Origin of the sequence: Guptibacillus sedimenti (genome assembly GCF_028610665.1) — a bacterium.
GTDB classification, from domain to species: Bacteria; Bacillota; Bacilli; order Bacillales; family Guptibacillaceae; genus Guptibacillus; species Guptibacillus sedimenti.
In genome coordinates, this window is sequence record NZ_JAQQWV010000002.1 from 851,769 (window position 1) to 868,285 (window position 16,517).

Sequence of the window (16,517 nt, forward strand, 5' to 3'; positions counted from 1 at the left end):
AGGAGAAATTGATGGATAAAGTCGCTGTTGTGACAGGTGCTGGTCATGGAATAGGGAGAGGCGTTGCGGTTGCTTATAGCGAGCAGGGGTATCGCGTTATCCTTGCTGATGTAAATGAAGAAGGTTGCAAAGAAACGAAACGTTTAATGGAAGAAAATACTGCAGATATTATCCTAACTGATGTGAGTGACCCAGAGTCAATCACCAGTCTTTTTCAAAAAATAGAAGAGAAATATGGACGCATAGATGTTTTAATTAATAACGCAGGTTTATCAGAATTTAAGCAAATGGATGAGCTAAGTGTTGATGAATGGGACAAGGTGATCAATACAAATTTACGAAGCGTTTTTCTTGGCTCACGTGCGGCAGCACGAGTCATGAGAAAACATAATGGTGGATCAATCGTTAACATCGCATCTACTAGAGCAACGATGTCAGAACCAAACAGTGAAGCATATGCTGCTACGAAGGGTGGCATCGTAGCGCTCACACACGCGCTTGCTATTTCCCTTGCTGATGACCATATTACCGTCAATTCAATAAGCCCTGGTTGGATTGAAGTGGAGAATTATGATTCTCTGCGTAAGGTCGATCATGAGCAACACCCGGCAAAAAGAGTGGGGAAACCTTCTGATATTGGACGTGCGTGTCTCTTTCTAACAAATGAAGCGAATAATTTTGTGACTGGTGAGAATCTGGTGGTTGATGGAGGCATGACTCGAAAAATGATTTATGAGCATTAATCGACTTACAGTTAACGGACAATCCCCATTCATGTTACTATAAAAGCAGACCTTCCTTAGAGAAAATTAACAGGGCGAATCATGCTTGAGGGGACGTTTTAAATGGCAAAACATATGGAAGTACCTAATTTGTATGAAACAGGAATTGAAGATCTTGTAATTTCAGCAGAAAAAGTCGCGCATGTCCAGCTGACGAATCCTTTGGAGCACGCAATGCTTATCTTGATCAAGTCAGGCTATTCATCGATACCCGTATTAGATACAGAATATCGGTTAAAAGGATTGATCAGTCAGCCGCTAATCCTCGATTCTATATTAGGGATTGAGCGAATTGAATTCGAAAAGTTAAGTGAATTAGTTGTCCAGGAAGTCATGAATACGGATATACCTTGCATTAATGAAAAAGATGGTTTTTTTAAAGGTTTAAAGTTAGCGATTGACCACCCGTTTCTCTGTGTTGTTGATGATGAGAACATCTTTAAAGGTATATTGACGAGAAGAGCGCTTCTTAAATTCGTTAACCGTTATTTACATGAATCTTCCGTACGACAGTCATAATGATTTACCCGGTTCTTTAACCGGGCTTTTTTACATAGGTGGAGTTGAGAAAAATGAAATCGCTAACAAATCAAATATCCTATAGTATTAGAAAAAAAGAAACAAACCGACCACTCGTTCTCGGTGCGATTATAATTGGTATGTTTATGGCGGCAATTGAAGGAACGATTGTTTCCACAGCTATGCCTGGTATTGTGGGGGATCTTGGTGGATTTTCAACGTTTAGCTGGGTTTTTTCAGCATACTTATTAATGTCTGCCATCACAGTGCTGATTTTTGGGAAACTTTCTGATTTATTTGGAAGAAAGCCCATTTATACGATTGGCGTCGTGATTTTTCTAATCGGGTCACTTTTATGTGGGTTTGCGGAGTCAATGGAAGCGCTTATCCTTTTTAGGCTCATTCAGGGGATTGGAGCAGGGGCCGTTCAACCGATTGCTCTTACGATTGTAGGAGATATGTATACAATGGAAGAAAGAGCGAAAATACAGGGATATCTTGCAAGTGTATGGGGGATTTCAGCTATTGCAGGACCAGCCCTTGGTGGTGTTTTTGTTCAATACCTAGATTGGGCCTGGGTTTTTTGGATGAACATCCCGCTTGGTATTTTATCGTTGGTTGGAATTGTTCTTCTGCTTCATGAATCCATTGATAAAGAAAGAAAATCAATTGATTATGCAGGAGCAGCACTTTTACTTGTGTCCATCAGTGCGCTAATGGTCGTGTTAATTGAAGGAGGAGTTCACTGGGCTTGGACATCAGCTCCGATCTTAATGCTCGTCAGTATTTCAATTGTAGCGATGGTTCTGTTTTTTAGAGTAGAACGAAGGGCGAAAGAACCGCTAATGCCACTTGGGATTTGGCGGGACCCTGTTATCGCTATTTCAAATTCCGTTACGTTTACAACCGGGATGATTTTAATTGGCGTTTCGAGTTTTCTTCCGACATTTGTTCAAGGAGTTATGGAAGAGCCCCCTATCATTGCAGGTTTTACCCTTACAACGATGTCGATTGGGTGGCCGATTGCATCAACCATTGCTGGGAAGCTTGTGATCAAAATTGGATTTAGGGTCACTTCAGTGCTTGGAGGTATCGGGCTTATTAGTGGTTCTGCCATCTATCTATTAATGACTCCTGCACTTGGCCCTATTTTTGCAGGAGTTGGTTCGTTTTTTATCGGGGTTGGAATGGGGTTAACCTCTACAACGTTTATCGTAGCCATTCAAAGCGCTGTCTCATGGAAACAGAGAGGCATTGCAACTGCTTCAAATATGTTTATGAGAACATTAGGAAGTGCAGTCGGTGCAGCCTTACTTGGCGGTATTTTAAATAGTCGTCTGCAGAAATACTTAGCAAATCATACCTCCAGTGACGAGGTGAATATCAATACAGCGAATCAGTTACTTGATGAAGCAAAGAGGAAAAGTCTTGATCCAACAGTTCTTGAACTGTTACAAAGTGGATTAACTACTTCATTAAAGTGGGTATATGGGGGAGTAGCTGTCTTCGCACTCATAAGTTTTGTTCTGGTTCTTTTTTTACCCAAAAAAGCGGGGTCAACTTCCGAGGAAAAAGAATTTCATCATGAATAAAATTGAGAAAAAACCCGGCTCGGTCAAGAGTCGGGTTTAGCTATACGTGAAAGGAACTCAATTCGATTACAGAAAGGATCAAAGAAGGTAAAGCGCTGAAGACCTTCGATCGGGTTTTCCTCTTGAATCGTAATGCCGCGTTTTTCGAGATATCCTCTTACTTCATTTAGGTTATTAATCTCAAATGCAGGGTGCCTTTTACCAGGGACGATCGTGTCCTCTGTTCCGATATGAAGCTCAATGTTCGCTCCTTTAAGCCAGAAGCCACCATTTTTCTTTAACGCCTCCGGTTTTTCTATTTCTACAAAGCCTAATGTTTCAATATAAAATTGTTTTGCTTTCTCTTCCTTCCCTGTCGGTATGCAAATTTGAACATGGTGAAGGCGTAGATAGTCGATAATCATTTAAGCTCACTCCTAAAATTGGGTTTTTATAAGGCTATAGCAAACTTGAAAAATCAAAAGAATCGTCATCGAGCGTAATAACCAGTTTACTTGACGAAAAGAAAGTTTATTTGCCATTCGAACAGAAAGCTGAGCTCCGGTAATGGAACCAGCTGCAAGAGGAAGGGCAATCGCTATATTGAGATGGCCGTTAAGTAAATAGACAATGACGGCTCCGGTACAGCTTAGAAAAGTATTAAATCTTGTTAGTCCAATGGAAGTAAGATAGGCGATTCCACTTTGACGAAAGAGATGCATCTGCAGTGTCGCCTGTCCAGGACCGAATGTTCCGTCATACCATCCAATAAGACCAATAAAAGGCAAAGATTGAACGGGTACCTTATGCGATGAATGGGTTGATTGCCCTTTTTTTATAAAGGATAAAGCTAATGCAAGAACAAGCATTGTACCTGCGAAAATTTGAAGGGCCTGTTCGGAAAGTAAGGAGGCAAATAGACCACCAAGAACGCCACCACATAGTGCAATTGGGCCAGTTTTTAGTGCTTCCTTCATTGATAATTCTTTTCTCTTCAATAATACATAAAAGCTAGAGAATGAGCTTAGCATATTGGAAAACTTGTTAGCTGAAATAATGGAATGAATGGGAAGTCCGAGTAACATCATCGAAGGCACGTTAATGAGACCTCCGCTTCCTGATAATGTGCCGACAAAGGTGGCAATAAGCCCAATGCCAAATAACAAAAGTTAGTCCATGAACATCATCTCCATATGAAAGATCTCATTTATAGTATAGTCACCTATCTTCCATAATGAAATTAGATTATAATAATGAATTACAATAAGTTATTCTTATGGTTAAAGCTTATTGGTGAGAAAGGAGGACTTCGATGAGCTCAGAATATCAAGTGTTATCGATCCTTGCTGAAGAAGGAAATATGCGAAGAGCCGCTGAAAGATTGTATGTTTCCCAACCAGCGTTAAGTCAACGACTTCAATCAATTGAAAAAGCGTGGGGTGTTCCAATTTTTCTTCGATCCCAAAGAGGATTAACGATTACACCAGCGGGAGAGCGTATCATTGCTTTTGCGAATGATACGATTCGGAGAGAAGAAAAAGTGTTTGAGGCGTTGACTGCGTTAAGCTCAGAAGTTCACGGAACGTTAAAATTAGCTGTTGCGTCTATTATTGGGCAATATTGGCTTCCGGCAGTGTTAAAGAAGTTTGTTGAACATTATCCAAGCGTAAAAATCTCACTTGTCACCGGATGGAGCAGCGATATTTTACGGTACTTGTATGAAGATGATATTCATATTGGGATCATTCGTGGAAAGCCCGATTGGCGAGGGAGAAGTCAGTACTTGCTTTCAGATGAGCTTTACCTTGTGGATACAGCGATTCAATCGATGGAAGAGTTGAAGGAAACAGAAAAACCGTTTATACAGTTTAAGAGTGATTCGACTTATTTTCAAGAAATACAAGAGTGGTGGCAAACTCAGTCATTCGCACCCCCAAAGAAAACGATCGTCGTAGATCAAATTGAAACGTGCAAGCAGATGGCGTTAAATGGGATCGGCTATGCCATCCTACCTTCGATTAGCATTACAGAGAATGATAAAGAGTATTTTCGCATTCCTCTTAAAGATGGTGAGGGATTGCCATTAAAGAGAGATACTTGGTTATTAACCAATGATACCGCAATGCAATTGAAGCAAGTTCAAAAGTTTGTGGAATTATTAAGTGAATAGCTTGTAAGATTAGACTTCACGTGATCGATCATGTACGATAAAATGTGTAACATGCTTAGTTTTATAAGCATGATAACAAAGGAGGAATTTTCCAATGAAAATGATGGATGCAAACGAAATTATTAGCTTTATTCAAAACAGTGAGAAATCAACTCCTGTTAAAGTACATATTAAAGGAAACCTTGAAGGAATTGACTTTGGTAGTAACACGAAGTCATTCATTACAGGGAATACTGGTGTTCTTTTCGGAGAGTGGAAAGACATTAAAAAGGCGCTTGAGTCTGAAGCTTCTAATATTGAAGATTATGTTGTAGAGAATGACCGTCGTAATTCTGCAATTCCAATGCTTGATCTTAAAGGTATTCAAGCACGTATTGAGCCTGGGGCTGTTATTCGCGATCAAGTGGAAATTGGAAATAACGCTGTTATCATGATGGGCGCAATGATCAATATCGGATCTGTTGTGGGTGAAGGAACTATGATCGACATGAATGTTGTTCTTGGTGGACGTGCAACAGTAGGTAAGAACTGTCATATCGGTGCAGGTTCTGTTCTTGCAGGTGTTATTGAGCCACCATCTGCTAGCCCTGTTGTGATTGAAGACGATGTTGTGATTGGTGCAAACGCAGTCGTTCTTGAAGGCGTAAAAGTAGGAAAAGGTTCAGTAGTCGCTGCAGGTGCGATTGTCACAGAAGATGTTCCAGAGTATACGCTAGTTGCTGGAACACCAGCACGTGTACTTAAGAAAATTGATGATCAAACTCGTTCAAAAACAGAAATCAAAAAAGAGCTTCGTCAGCTACAAAACGACTAATTCCGATGGATATGACATCTGTCCGAAGGGATTTACATCGTATTCCTGAACGAGGTTTCCAGGAATTTAAGACCCAGCAGTATTTGCTTCATTTTATTGAAAACTTACCACAGGACCGTCTCCAGGTGAAAACCTGGAGAACGGGTATTCTTGTGTTAGTTCAAGGAGAAAGTCCGTCAAAAACAATCGGGTATCGAACCGATATTGATGGCCTTCCAATTAAGGAAGAGACAGGGTATGAGTTTCAATCTGAGCATGACGGATACATGCATGCATGTGGACATGATCTTCATATGACAATTGCGCTCTCAATCCTTGAATACTATGCAACCCATCGCGTGAAAGATAATTTGTTATTTGTTTTTCAACCGGCAGAAGAAGGCCCGGGCGGTGCGCTACCAATGCTTGATAGTGAAGAGTTTAAAGCGTGGAAGCCTGACCAAATGATGGCATTACACATAGCGCCTGAATATCCAGTTGGAACGATCGCAACAAGACCGGGTTTGCTTTTTGCGAATACATCTGAGCTGTTTATTGATTTAACTGGTAAAGGTGGGCATGCCGCATACCCGCACCATACGCGTGATATGGTCGTTGCCGCTAGCCATCTTGTTACCCAGTTTCAATCTATTGTAGCGAGGAATGTCGATCCGCTCGACTCAGCTGTTGTCACGGTTGGGAAAATCGACGGAGGTACGAAGCAAAACATCATTGCAGAAAAAGCGCGACTAGAAGGTACCATTCGTACGCTTTCAGCTGATTCAATGTCAAAAGTAAAGACCCGTATTGAAGCGATGGTAAGAGGGATTGAGGCCTCATTTGAGTGTGAAGCTTCTATTGATTACGGTTCAAACTATTATCAAGTGAACAATTCGCCTGAGCACGTACAGACGTTTATGGATAACATGAAGCGTCTTTCTGACGTATCATTAGTTGAATGCCGAGAAGCCATGACTGGTGAAGACTTTGGTTATTTCTTAAAAGAAATCCCTGGATTTATGTTCTGGCTTGGTGTAAATTCTTCATCTGGTCTTCATACATCTACATTAAAACCAGATGAATCGGCAATGGAGACAGCGTACCTTGCGCTAACATCTTATTTAAATGAAATAGCAAACTAAGTACATTGAGCCTTCAGGTAACTATACCTGAAGGCTTTTAACGTTTCGGAATGTATAATTCAACGAACGTTGGTGAACATAAGGAGGTGTCATGTTACATAATTAAAAGGGAAGGATTGATTAGAATGAAACGAATTGCTGTGGAAGACACGCTTTCTGATGTGGCTCAGGCTTTACAAGCAAAAGGATATGAGGTTGTATCTCTAAAGCAAGAAAGTGATGCAAATGGCTGTGATTGTTGTGTTGTCTCCGGTCAGGATCAAAATGTGATGGGGATGCAGTCGGTTAGTACGCAGGGATCAGTGATTAATGCGGATGGCATGACAGCTGATCAAGTATGTCAGCAAGTGGACAGTCGCTACCAATAGAAATACACAAAAAACCCCTAAAGTGAATTAGGGGTTTTTGCTTAGTTATTTTTTTCTTTTTGTACCCAGTTCCCATTGTCGTTCTTTTCATATTTCTCTTCCACTGCACTCCAAGCGACTTTAAAAGCCGTCTTCTCAGAATCATATTGCTCAGAAGCGGAGTTAAAGGCTTCTTTAAAAATATCCTGTGCGTGGCTCGGTAAATGATCTTTCACTTGATCTGGCAATTCACTTTTCGAATTGTAAGGCAATTGAATCACGCTCCTTCTGTGTGATATCTTTACCCACCGAAAAACGACACTAAACTATTGTTCTTTCTTTTCTATGAAAACTTGATGCGGAAATGGAATTTCAATTCCGTTTGCATCAAGTGCTTCTTTAATTTCTTTACGAAGCTGGCGCTCGACACCCCATTGCTCCATGTTTTGCGTACGGCACAGTATACGGAGTACAACATCGGATGAACCAAGACTTTGAACACCAAGGACATCAGGTCCTTCTACAACAGCCTCATTGGTCGCAGCAACATTGTCACATACTTTCTGAATTACGCGAATGGCTTCGTCAATGTTATCATCGTAAGAGATCCCAATATCGACAAGAGCACGCATGTTACCACGTGAATGGTTGCTTAGTGAGCTAATCTCACGGTTTGGTACGTAGTTCAATGTTCCATCAAAAGAACGGATGTGTGTGGTGCGAAGACCGACTTCCTCTACGATTCCACCAAAGCCACCCGCAGTGACATAATCCCCAACATCCATTTGCTTCTCAAGAAGAATGAAGAAACCTGTGACAACGTCACTTACAAGTCCTTGAGCACCAAAGCCGACGGCAAGCCCGATAATACCTGCACCAGCAATTAATGCCTTAATATCAAAACCAAATGTTTCGAAAATAATAGCCACAGCCATGAAGAGTAGAATGTACGTAAAGATGCTTTTCGATAAATTTTTCAGCGTATTTGCTCTTCCGGGACTCATGTTTTGTTTCTCAGATACTTGAGTAAAGGTTCTTTCAATAAAACGGTTTCCGATTGCTTTAACGATGGCATAAATGATTAAGATTGCAATAAGCTTAAGAACAATTATGCCCGTATCCACTAAGAAACCTTCCCAGTTAATGTTGTCAAATAAATTCAATCGACTTCCTCCTTTTGTTCCCACTACATAAATAAGATAAGCACTCGGTCAAATTATAGCGAAAATTGTCATGATAATTCAAGTAAAGCGTTAATACGCGACGAATGAAATGATTTTCGATATACTAAAACTACCCTGTTTAGTACGCGGTAAACGTGGGTACGATAGTGGGGGAAGGTAATTAACCCACATTAAATTAATTATCATTTAATATTGACTAAAAATAAATCGTGTACTATAATGTCAGTTGTGGGCGAAAGCCGCAGGATATTTTCTAGGAGGGATTTACACATGGTAGAACGCATGGTAGGTAAACAAGCACCTCGCTTCGAAATGGAAGCAGTGATGACAAACAAAGAATTTGGCAAAGTAAGCCTTGAAGAAAATATGAAGAACGATAAATGGACAGTCCTTTTCTTCTATCCAATGGACTTTACATTCGTATGCCCAACTGAAATTACAGCACTAAGCGATCGTTTCGAAGAATTCGACGATCTTGATGCAGAAGTAATCGGTGTATCAACTGATACAATTCATACACACCTTGCATGGATCAACACAGACCGTAACGATAATGGTCTTGGTGATCTTAACTATGCACTAGCTGCAGATACAAACCACAAAGTATCAAAAGAATACGGCGTATTCATTGAAGATGAAGGTGTTGCACTTCGCGGACTATTCATCATTAACCCTGAAGGTGAGCTTCAGTACTCTGTTGTGAATCATAACAATATTGGCCGTGACGTAGACGAAACACTTCGCGTCCTTCAAGCACTACAAACTGGTGGCCTTTGCCCGGCTAACTGGAAGCCAGGCCAAGAAACACTTAAATAAAATCAACTAACCCCAGAGAGCACTGCTCTCTGGGGTTTATTTTAGTTTAATCAACCTCTTCGTTTTGGAAAAACTCCGCAAAGTTACCACTCATTTAAAAAATTCCGAATTTTAGGCCGAATAGGTGGTTATTTATTTCGAATTCCGATATATTATGTATATTGTCACTCTATTTATCATTACATACTGTCAAAAGGTGGTGTTGGAATGGAAACGTTTAAAAGATTGAAAGACTTTTATTGGCCATATAAGAACCTTTTTCTATGGTCTGTGTTTTCTCTTCTATTTGTAACAGGTATTACCGTCTTATATCCTATGCTTCTTCAATTCACAATTGATGACGTAATCCTTAAGCAAGAATACAAATGGGTTCCGTATCTTGCATTTGGTTTTATAGGAATTATGATCGTGAAAGGGACCGCTACGTTTTTTCAACAATACTTAGGAGATCTGTTTGGCGTTACCGCTGTTTACAGGCTAAGAGAGGAGCTTTATAAAAAACTGCAGTATCTGCCTTTTCGTTATTATGATAATGCAAAAACGGGAGACTTAATGTCGCGTTTAACCGCTGACGTAGAAGGGTTTCGCTTTTTCTTATCGTTTGGCTTTGCTCAGGTGATCAATTTTGTTCTTATCATAAGCTTTAGTTTAATCGTAATGTTTAGCTATTCAGTTCCGCTAGCTTTCGTTACGTTAGGGATGCTGCCATTTCTTGCGATTGTCGTTTATCAATTTGATAAGCGGGTCCATCCTGCATTCCGTGGGATTCGAAAGTCGATGGCACGCTTGAATACAAAAGTACAAGAAAATATTAGCGGTATTAACACCGTGAAATCACTCTCGAGAGAAGATTTTGAAATTGATAAATTTGTAAATAGTAATACGGATTACCGTGATAACTACTTAACAACGTCTTATATTTGGGCCAAATTCTTTCCGCTAATGGAGTTTATCGGAAACTTATGTGTTGTTTTTCTTCTATCTTATGGTGGTTATCTTGTCTTCCAAAACCAGCTACAGCCAGGCGAATTAGTCGCTTTCTTTAGTTTAGTCTGGTATATTATCTGGCCAATTATGAATCTTGGATTTGTCATCAATACCTTCTCTCAATCAAAAGCATCAGGCGAAAGGCTGCTTGAAATTCTGGATGAGCCTGAAGACATTTATGATCGCGAAGACGCAGTTAACGTTGAACGTCTTGAAGGAAATGTGGCCTTTAACAATGTAACCCACCAGTATGCTGTTGATGACGATGAAGCGTTAAAAAACATTTCATTTCATGCTCCGAAAGGGACGACGATTGGTTTATTAGGAGCAACAGGAGCTGGGAAAACGACGCTTACTCAGCTCATCGCAAGGTTTTATGAACCCAATAGCGGTGAGATTATGATTGATGGGCGAAATATTAATGAGTATAGCTTGAAATCGCTCCGAAAAAATATCGGCGTAGTTCTTCAAGAGACATTTCTTTTTTCGTCAACGATCAGAGACAATATTGCTTACGGTGATCCTGATATCTCGTTTGATGCGATTCAGGATGCTGCAAAAAGAGCACAGGCCCATGACTTTATCATGGAAATGCCAAATGGATACGATACCGTTTTAGGAGAGCGTGGTATGGGACTCTCTGGTGGCCAAAAGCAGCGGATAGCGATTGCACGTGCCATTTTAACTGATCCAAGTATTTTAATTCTTGATGATGCCACTAGCGCAGTTGATATGCAAACGGAAGTAAAGATTCAGAAAGCATTTGAAGAAGTGATGAAAGGGAGAACAACCTTTATCATCGCGCACAGAATTTCTTCACTTAAGCACGCAGATGAAATCCTTGTATTAAACGAAGGAGAAATTGTTGAGCGTGGGAACCACCAAGAATTGATTGAAAAGAATGGATATTACCGGAGTATTTACGATATTCAATACCAAGATCGTAAGGAGATAATGGCTAAACAGACTGGATGAAATGGGGTGGAGGCTTGAAGCAAAATCGAAGAGAACGGTTCCATTATTCGCAGGATACAGCGATTGAAAAGCAGTTTAACTGGAAACAGATGTCACGCCTGCTTGGTTATATGGAACCTTATAAGAAAAGTTTATTACCAAAAGCGATTATTTCAATGCTGCTGTCAACAGCAGTTCGACTAATTGTCCCGATCTTCATTGGGGTCTTGTTGTTTGATCACGCAATAAAGAATCAAAATCAAACGTTACTTGTCCAATTGATTTTTGGAATAGCAGGCTTGTATTTGCTATCGTGGATCGCCAATACGTATCGAATTAAATGGACCAATCAACTTGGTCAATATATTATTTATGACATTAGACAGGGTTTGTTTAAGCATATTCAGCGACTTTCCCACGGCTTTTTCGATAAACGATCAGCAGGTTCGATCCTCGTTCGAATTATCAATGATGTGAACTCCATGCAGGAGCTTTTCACAAGTGGTGTTATTAACCTACTAATGGATATTGTTTTATTACTAGGAATCATTGTGATCATGTTTGTGTTAAGTCCTCAATTAACGCTCGCAATTATGATCATTTTGCCGCTTATGTTTTTAATCTCAACGAGCTTAAGAAAACGAATCCGTCGATCCTGGCAGGATGTTCGAATCAAGCAGGCGAAAATAAATTCACACTTAAATGAAAGTATCCAGGGAATTCGCGTTACTCAATCCTATACCCAGGAAAAAGGAAACATGGAATTTTTCCAGGGCGTAAATCAAGAGAATTACGCAAGTTGGAAAGATGCCACGCAAAAGAGTGCTATTTTTAGACCGTTTGTTGAAATGTCAAATGCAATTGGAACGGCCATTTTAATTTGGTTTGGCGTTTATCTTATTCAAAATGGAATGGATTACGGTGTTTTCGTAACGTTTGCTTTCTATCTAGGGATGTTTTGGGAACCAATTTCTCGTTTAGGGCAAGTTTACAACCAACTCCTTGTAGCCATGGCTTCTTCAGAAAGAATTTTTGAGTTTCTAGATGAACAACCAAATGTCCCTGAAAAGAAAAACGCAATTGAGCTCGACGATATTAAAGGAGAAATCACGTTTGAAAATGTTGAATTTTCCTATGATGAAAGTCGTAAGGCGCTCCATGCGTTAAGTTTGAAAATGCAAGCGGGTGATACGGTTGCGCTTGTAGGCCATACCGGTTCAGGAAAATCAACCATTGCAAACTTAATTAGTCGTTTCTATGATCCGACCAGTGGAACGGTTCGAATTGACGGAATGGACTTAAAAGATGTGAAACTCGATAGTTTGCGAGAGAAGGTGAGTGTCGTTCTTCAAGATACGTTCATTTTTTCCGGAACCATTATGGAAAACATCCGTTTTGGACGTCCAGGTGCAAGTGATGAAGACGTGATTGAAGCAGCTAAAGCGGTAGGGGCTGACCACTTTATTCAGCGCTTAAGCAATGGTTATGAAACAGAAGTAGAGGAGAGAGGGAACGTTCTCTCGGTTGGTGAGAGGCAGCTATTGTCCTTTGCGAGAGCACTGCTCGCTGATCCTCGTATTCTTATCTTAGATGAAGCTACTGCAAGCATTGATACAGAAACCGAGCTTAAAATTCAAAAAGCCTTGAATGTCGTTCTAGAAGGTCGAACGGCCATTATGATTGCACATCGACTTTCTACCATTCGTGAAGCGGATAATATCATCGTGCTTGACCACGGTCGAATCCTAGAACAAGGAAATCATAATGAGTTGATGCGTAAAGGCGGAACTTACTATGAGCTTGTTAAATCACAGTTTAATATGATGGATGCTGTTTAAAAAAAGAAGCCTGCTTGGCTTCTTTTTTTTGGATAGAGCTTAACGAAAGGAAATTTTAATAAATGTGAACAGATTATTAACGAGCAGAAAATTATTCTTAAGAAAAAAGATTGTGATACTTGTCACAATCTCGACGATGATTCATAATAAAGGTGTAAACAAGAGGTTCACTGTTTCTATGTGCATTGATAAGGGAAGATGAGTAACAGATGATGAGAAATTGGTACAAAGGGGATGAGCAATTTGGAACTAGATTCAGCGATGCTAAGTCGTCTTTTAACAAGTCTAACGCTAGGCTTTCACATTATTTTTGCGACGTTAGGTGTCGGTGTCCCATTATTAATTAGTCTAGCTGAATGGATCGGGATTAAACGAAACGATCCCTATTATACGCTACTTGCTCGAAGGTGGGCGAGAGGTTTTGTCGTTACCGTAGCGGTAGGTGTTGTGACAGGTACTGCTATTGGGTTACAATTATCACTTTTATGGCCTAACTTTATGCAGTTGGCGGGTCAAGTCATTAGTTTACCGCTATTCCTTGAGACATTTGCTTTCTTTTTTGAAGCGATTTTTCTAGGAATCTATCTTTATACTTGGGACAGGTTTAAAAAGCCGATCTACCACTGGTTAATTTCAATCCCAGTTGTTATTGGCTCAACGTTATCCGCTGTCTTTATTTCAACAGTTAATGCTTTTATGAACTCCCCACAGGGCTTTGATATGGTAGATGGTGTGCTTACCAATATCCAACCGCTTGCAGCAATGTTTAATCCTGCAACGCCAACAAAGGTTGGGCACGTTGTGATGTCAGCATATTTAACTTCTGCGATTGTACTAGCTGCTATTACAGCGTTCCATATGTTAAAGGGAAAGCGAAGTACGTATTATCGAAAAGCGCTCAAATTGACAATGACCGCCGGTTTTATCTTTGCGATCGGAACAGCTGTCATTGGAGATTTTTCAGGGAAATATTTAGCTGAGTACCAGCCGAGTAAGCTAGCTGCTGCAGAGTGGCATTTTGAGACGTCTGAAAATGCTGATCTCGTTGTTGGAGGTTTTCTAGATGACGAAACGAACGAAGTGAAATATGGTCTTGTTTTACCTAATTTCTTAAGTATTCTTGCCCATGGTGATCCGAATGCTGAAGTAATGGGACTTGATCAAGTTCCGGAAGATGAAGTGCCGCCGCTTTACATCCACTATTTATTTGATGGGATGGTCGGCATCGGGATGTTTTTGGCCGCTTTAACGTTCTTTTTTGTGATCGCTCTTCGATTGAAACGTTTTAATACCGAAAATAAATGGTTCTTGCGACTCATCGTCCTTGCTGGACCGCTCTCAGTTCTTGCAATTGAATTTGGATGGATTTTCTCGGAAGTGGGCCGTCAACCGTGGATTCTATGGGACATAATGAGGACGGGTCATGCTGCTACATCTGCTAATGGTGTAGGATGGATGTTTGTTCTTTTCCTTCTCCTATATATTGTACTTGGCACGCTTTGTGTAACTGTGCTTAGAAAAATGTTCAAAACGAATCCAGCCGAAAATGAGCTAGAGGAAATTGCTAAAAGGAAATAAGGGCTTTCAATAAAAGGGGTGAAAAAATGGATATTCAATTACTTGGAATCACCGTTCTGTGGGTTTTTCTTTATGGCTATCTCATTACAGCCTCCATTGATTTTGGAGCGGGCTTCTTTGCTTACTATGGAGAGCTTACGGGACGCGACCACATTATTAATAAAATCATTAGTCGTTATTTATCACCTGTATGGGAAGTGACCAATGTTTTCTTTGTTTTCTTTTTCGTTGGCCTCGTAGGCTTTTTCCCTGATACGGCCTATTATTATGGAACGGCTTTACTTGTACCAGGTAGCATCGCCATTATTCTTCTGGCGATACGAGGGTCATTTTATGCATTTGGAAACTATGGAGCGAAGAAAAGCAGAGTTTATACGTTTTTATACGGGGTTACAGGCTTATTGATCCCAGCTTCACTTTCAACTGCTTTAACGTTATCAGAAGGTGGGTTTATTGAAGAGGTTAACGGAGAAGTGAAATTTCTTGCAGGAGAGCTATTTTCCAGTTTTTACTCATGGTCTGTTGTCCTGCTTGCGATTGTATCCGTGCTCTTTATTAGTGCGGCGTTTCTCACTTACTATGCTAGTCGCGCGAACGATGAGCCAGCGCTTGAACTGCTTAGAAAGTACGCGCTGTTTTGGAGTGCGCCAACGATTCTATCCAGTATTCTGGTTTTCGTAGCCCTTCAACAACATAATTCCGTGCATTTCGAACGAACGCTAGATTATGCCTGGTTCTTTATTGCTTCACTTTTTTGTTTTTTAATCGCGATGTATTTGATTTTCCAACGTAAACGATATGGAACAGCATTTATTTTTGTAATGCTTCAATTCTTTTTCGCATTCTTCGGGTATGGAATATCTCACTTACCATGGATTTTATATGATCACATTACTATTTATTCAGGGTATACGAACGAAACAACTGGGGTATATCTTGTTATCGCCTTTATAGCTGGTCTCTGCTTACTCGTGCCTTCCCTCGTGTTATTGATGAGGCTATTCTTATTTGACGCTGAGTATGTAAAGGGGAATAAGTCCTGAAGAAGACATATTGACACTGATGATAAGAGTGGTAGGATAGATATGATAGTGCGTCAGCAATGTTGCTGGCGCGCGTTTCTTTCTGAATGAGTAGGAGGAGTGTGTCTTGAAAAAGCAATTTGCCGTTATTGGACTCGGTCGTTTTGGAGGAAGCATTTGTAAGTCACTAAGTCAGCAGGGGATGGAAGTTCTTGCGATTGATATGGATGAAGATAAAGTGAATGAGTTTTCTTCTGTAGCGACACATGCTGTTATCGCTGATTCAACTGATGAAAGTGTTCTTAAGAACCTTGGTATTCGTAACTTTGATCACGTTATCGTAGCTATTGGTGATAATATTCAATCGAGTATTTTAACGACGTTAATTCTAAAGGAATTGGGCGTAAGTAAAATTACGGTAAAAGCCCAAAATGATTATCATGAAAAAGTGTTAAACAAAATTGGTGCAGATAAAATTGTGCATCCCGAACGCGATATGGGTGTTCGGATTGCTCATAGTATGATTTCAAATAGTGTATTGGATTATTTAGAACTCTCTGATGAGCACAGTATTGTAGAGCTGATCGCAAACTCCAGAATGGATAATAAAACAATTATTGAATTGGATATTCGCGCAAAGTTTGGTGCAAATATTGTTGCCATCAAAAAAGGTGATGAGATTATCGTCTCGCCTCAAGCTGATCAAATGATATCAAAAGGTGATATTCTGATCGTAATTGGTTCAGATCAGGACATTAACCGCCTTGAGCGACAAATTTTAAATCGTGATTAATCTTTACACATAAAAAACAGC

General features: G+C 40.2%; 17 protein-coding genes. 13 read left to right on the plus strand and 4 right to left on the minus strand.

Features of this window, described 5'->3' with window-relative positions:
* The first annotated feature begins 11 nt into the window (after positions 1-11).
* From PQ578_RS12780 to PQ578_RS12790, 3 genes are all read left to right on the plus strand, one after another.
* Complete coding sequence (locus tag PQ578_RS12780; RefSeq protein ID WP_273834688.1) at positions 12-743, plus strand: SDR family NAD(P)-dependent oxidoreductase; 732 nt, start codon at positions 12-14, stop codon at positions 741-743.
* A 102-nt stretch (positions 744-845) separates the two neighbouring features.
* Positions 846-1,301, plus strand: a complete 456-nt coding sequence (gene cbpB / locus PQ578_RS12785) for a cyclic-di-AMP-binding protein CbpB (RefSeq protein WP_098443208.1) — start codon at positions 846-848, stop codon at positions 1,299-1,301.
* Between the two features lie 53 nt (positions 1,302-1,354).
* Positions 1,355-2,893: an MDR family MFS transporter gene (locus PQ578_RS12790; RefSeq protein ID WP_273834689.1), complete on the plus strand. Its 1,539-nt coding sequence runs from the start codon at positions 1,355-1,357 to the stop codon at positions 2,891-2,893.
* A 23-nt stretch (positions 2,894-2,916) separates the two neighbouring features.
* Here PQ578_RS12790 and PQ578_RS12795 read toward each other — a convergent pair whose 3' ends face one another.
* Together PQ578_RS12795 and PQ578_RS12800 are read right to left on the minus strand one after the other, a co-directional pair.
* Entirely contained in the window at positions 2,917-3,297 is a 381-nt protein-coding gene (locus PQ578_RS12795; RefSeq protein WP_273834691.1) for a VOC family protein, read from the minus strand.
* Between the two features lie 12 nt (positions 3,298-3,309).
* The gene (locus PQ578_RS12800) at positions 3,310-4,038 is read right to left on the minus strand and encodes a sulfite exporter TauE/SafE family protein (RefSeq protein WP_273834693.1); all 729 of its coding nucleotides are present in this window, start codon (positions 4,036-4,038) and stop codon (positions 3,310-3,312) included.
* A gap of 146 nt (positions 4,039-4,184) precedes the next feature.
* Between PQ578_RS12800 and ccpC the strand changes: the two genes are divergently transcribed.
* From ccpC to PQ578_RS12820, 4 genes are all read left to right on the plus strand, one after another.
* Complete coding sequence (ccpC, locus tag PQ578_RS12805; protein WP_159782229.1) at positions 4,185-5,042, plus strand: transcriptional regulator CcpC; 858 nt, start codon at positions 4,185-4,187, stop codon at positions 5,040-5,042.
* Positions 5,043-5,136: 94 nt separating this feature from the next.
* Complete coding sequence (gene dapD, locus PQ578_RS12810; protein WP_194221255.1) at positions 5,137-5,856, plus strand: 2,3,4,5-tetrahydropyridine-2,6-dicarboxylate N-acetyltransferase; 720 nt, start codon at positions 5,137-5,139, stop codon at positions 5,854-5,856.
* A 5-nt stretch (positions 5,857-5,861) separates the two neighbouring features.
* Positions 5,862-6,977 carry an N-acetyldiaminopimelate deacetylase gene (locus PQ578_RS12815; RefSeq protein WP_273834695.1) on the plus strand — a complete coding sequence of 372 codons (1,116 nt, stop codon included), beginning with the start codon at positions 5,862-5,864 and terminating at the stop codon, positions 6,975-6,977.
* 125 nt (positions 6,978-7,102) lie between these two features.
* Positions 7,103-7,345, plus strand: coding sequence for a YkuS family protein (locus tag PQ578_RS12820; protein ID WP_098443214.1), 243 nt, complete (start codon positions 7,103-7,105; stop codon positions 7,343-7,345).
* Positions 7,346-7,386: 41 nt separating this feature from the next.
* On the opposite strand, the gene PQ578_RS12825 is transcribed toward PQ578_RS12820, so the two are convergent.
* Both PQ578_RS12825 and PQ578_RS12830 read right to left on the minus strand, forming a co-directional pair.
* Positions 7,387-7,596, minus strand: coding sequence for a ChaB family protein (locus tag PQ578_RS12825; protein WP_273834696.1), 210 nt, complete (start codon positions 7,594-7,596; stop codon positions 7,387-7,389).
* Between the two features lie 54 nt (positions 7,597-7,650).
* On the minus strand, positions 7,651-8,487 hold the full coding sequence (locus PQ578_RS12830; protein ID WP_273834697.1) for a mechanosensitive ion channel family protein: 837 nt from the start codon (positions 8,485-8,487) through the stop codon (positions 7,651-7,653).
* Positions 8,488-8,778: 291 nt separating this feature from the next.
* Here PQ578_RS12830 and PQ578_RS12835 point away from each other — a divergent pair, with 291 nt between their 5' ends.
* The 6 genes from PQ578_RS12835 (at position 8,779) to PQ578_RS12860 (ending at position 16,496) form a co-directional block, all read left to right on the plus strand.
* Positions 8,779-9,324 carry a peroxiredoxin gene (locus tag PQ578_RS12835; protein WP_098443217.1) on the plus strand — a complete coding sequence of 182 codons (546 nt, stop codon included), beginning with the start codon at positions 8,779-8,781 and terminating at the stop codon, positions 9,322-9,324.
* Positions 9,325-9,531: 207 nt separating this feature from the next.
* Positions 9,532-11,286 (plus strand): ABC transporter ATP-binding protein, encoded by a 1,755-nt coding sequence (locus tag PQ578_RS12840; RefSeq protein WP_273834698.1) that lies wholly within the window; start codon positions 9,532-9,534, stop codon positions 11,284-11,286.
* Positions 11,283-13,103 carry an ABC transporter ATP-binding protein gene (locus tag PQ578_RS12845; RefSeq protein ID WP_420541547.1) on the plus strand — a complete coding sequence of 607 codons (1,821 nt, stop codon included), beginning with the start codon at positions 11,283-11,285 and terminating at the stop codon, positions 13,101-13,103. The genes PQ578_RS12840 and PQ578_RS12845 overlap by 4 nt, the downstream gene beginning before the upstream one ends.
* Positions 13,104-13,346: 243 nt before the next feature.
* A complete protein-coding gene (locus PQ578_RS12850; protein WP_273834701.1) occupies positions 13,347-14,681 on the plus strand; it encodes a cytochrome ubiquinol oxidase subunit I in 1,335 nt (444 codons plus the stop codon).
* Between the two features lie 26 nt (positions 14,682-14,707).
* Complete coding sequence (locus tag PQ578_RS12855; RefSeq protein ID WP_273834702.1) at positions 14,708-15,724, plus strand: cytochrome d ubiquinol oxidase subunit II; 1,017 nt, start codon at positions 14,708-14,710, stop codon at positions 15,722-15,724.
* A gap of 106 nt (positions 15,725-15,830) precedes the next feature.
* Positions 15,831-16,496, plus strand: coding sequence for a potassium channel family protein (locus PQ578_RS12860; protein ID WP_273834703.1), 666 nt, complete (start codon positions 15,831-15,833; stop codon positions 16,494-16,496).
* Positions 16,497-16,517 lie beyond the last annotated feature (21 nt).

Bases quoted from the DNA above. Each gene is read 5' to 3' on its own strand.
- PQ578_RS12780 (WP_273834688.1), top strand. From the start codon at position 12: ATGGATAAAGTCGCTGTTGTGACAGGTGCTGGTCATGGAATAGGGAGA.
- cbpB (WP_098443208.1), top strand. From the start codon at position 846: ATGGCAAAACATATGGAAGTACCTAATTTGTATGAAACAGGAATTGAA.
- PQ578_RS12790 (WP_273834689.1), top strand. From the start codon at position 1,355: ATGAAATCGCTAACAAATCAAATATCCTATAGTATTAGAAAAAAAGAA.
- PQ578_RS12795 (WP_273834691.1), bottom strand. From the start codon at position 3,297: ATGATTATCGACTATCTACGCCTTCACCATGTTCAAATTTGCATACCG.
- ccpC (WP_159782229.1), top strand. From the start codon at position 4,185: ATGAGCTCAGAATATCAAGTGTTATCGATCCTTGCTGAAGAAGGAAAT.
- dapD (WP_194221255.1), top strand. From the start codon at position 5,137: ATGAAAATGATGGATGCAAACGAAATTATTAGCTTTATTCAAAACAGT.
- PQ578_RS12815 (WP_273834695.1), top strand. From the start codon at position 5,862: ATGGATATGACATCTGTCCGAAGGGATTTACATCGTATTCCTGAACGA.
- PQ578_RS12820 (WP_098443214.1), top strand. From the start codon at position 7,103: ATGAAACGAATTGCTGTGGAAGACACGCTTTCTGATGTGGCTCAGGCT.
- PQ578_RS12835 (WP_098443217.1), top strand. From the start codon at position 8,779: ATGGTAGAACGCATGGTAGGTAAACAAGCACCTCGCTTCGAAATGGAA.
- PQ578_RS12840 (WP_273834698.1), top strand. From the start codon at position 9,532: ATGGAAACGTTTAAAAGATTGAAAGACTTTTATTGGCCATATAAGAAC.
- PQ578_RS12845 (WP_420541547.1), top strand. From the start codon at position 11,283: ATGAAATGGGGTGGAGGCTTGAAGCAAAATCGAAGAGAACGGTTCCAT.
- PQ578_RS12855 (WP_273834702.1), top strand. From the start codon at position 14,708: ATGGATATTCAATTACTTGGAATCACCGTTCTGTGGGTTTTTCTTTAT.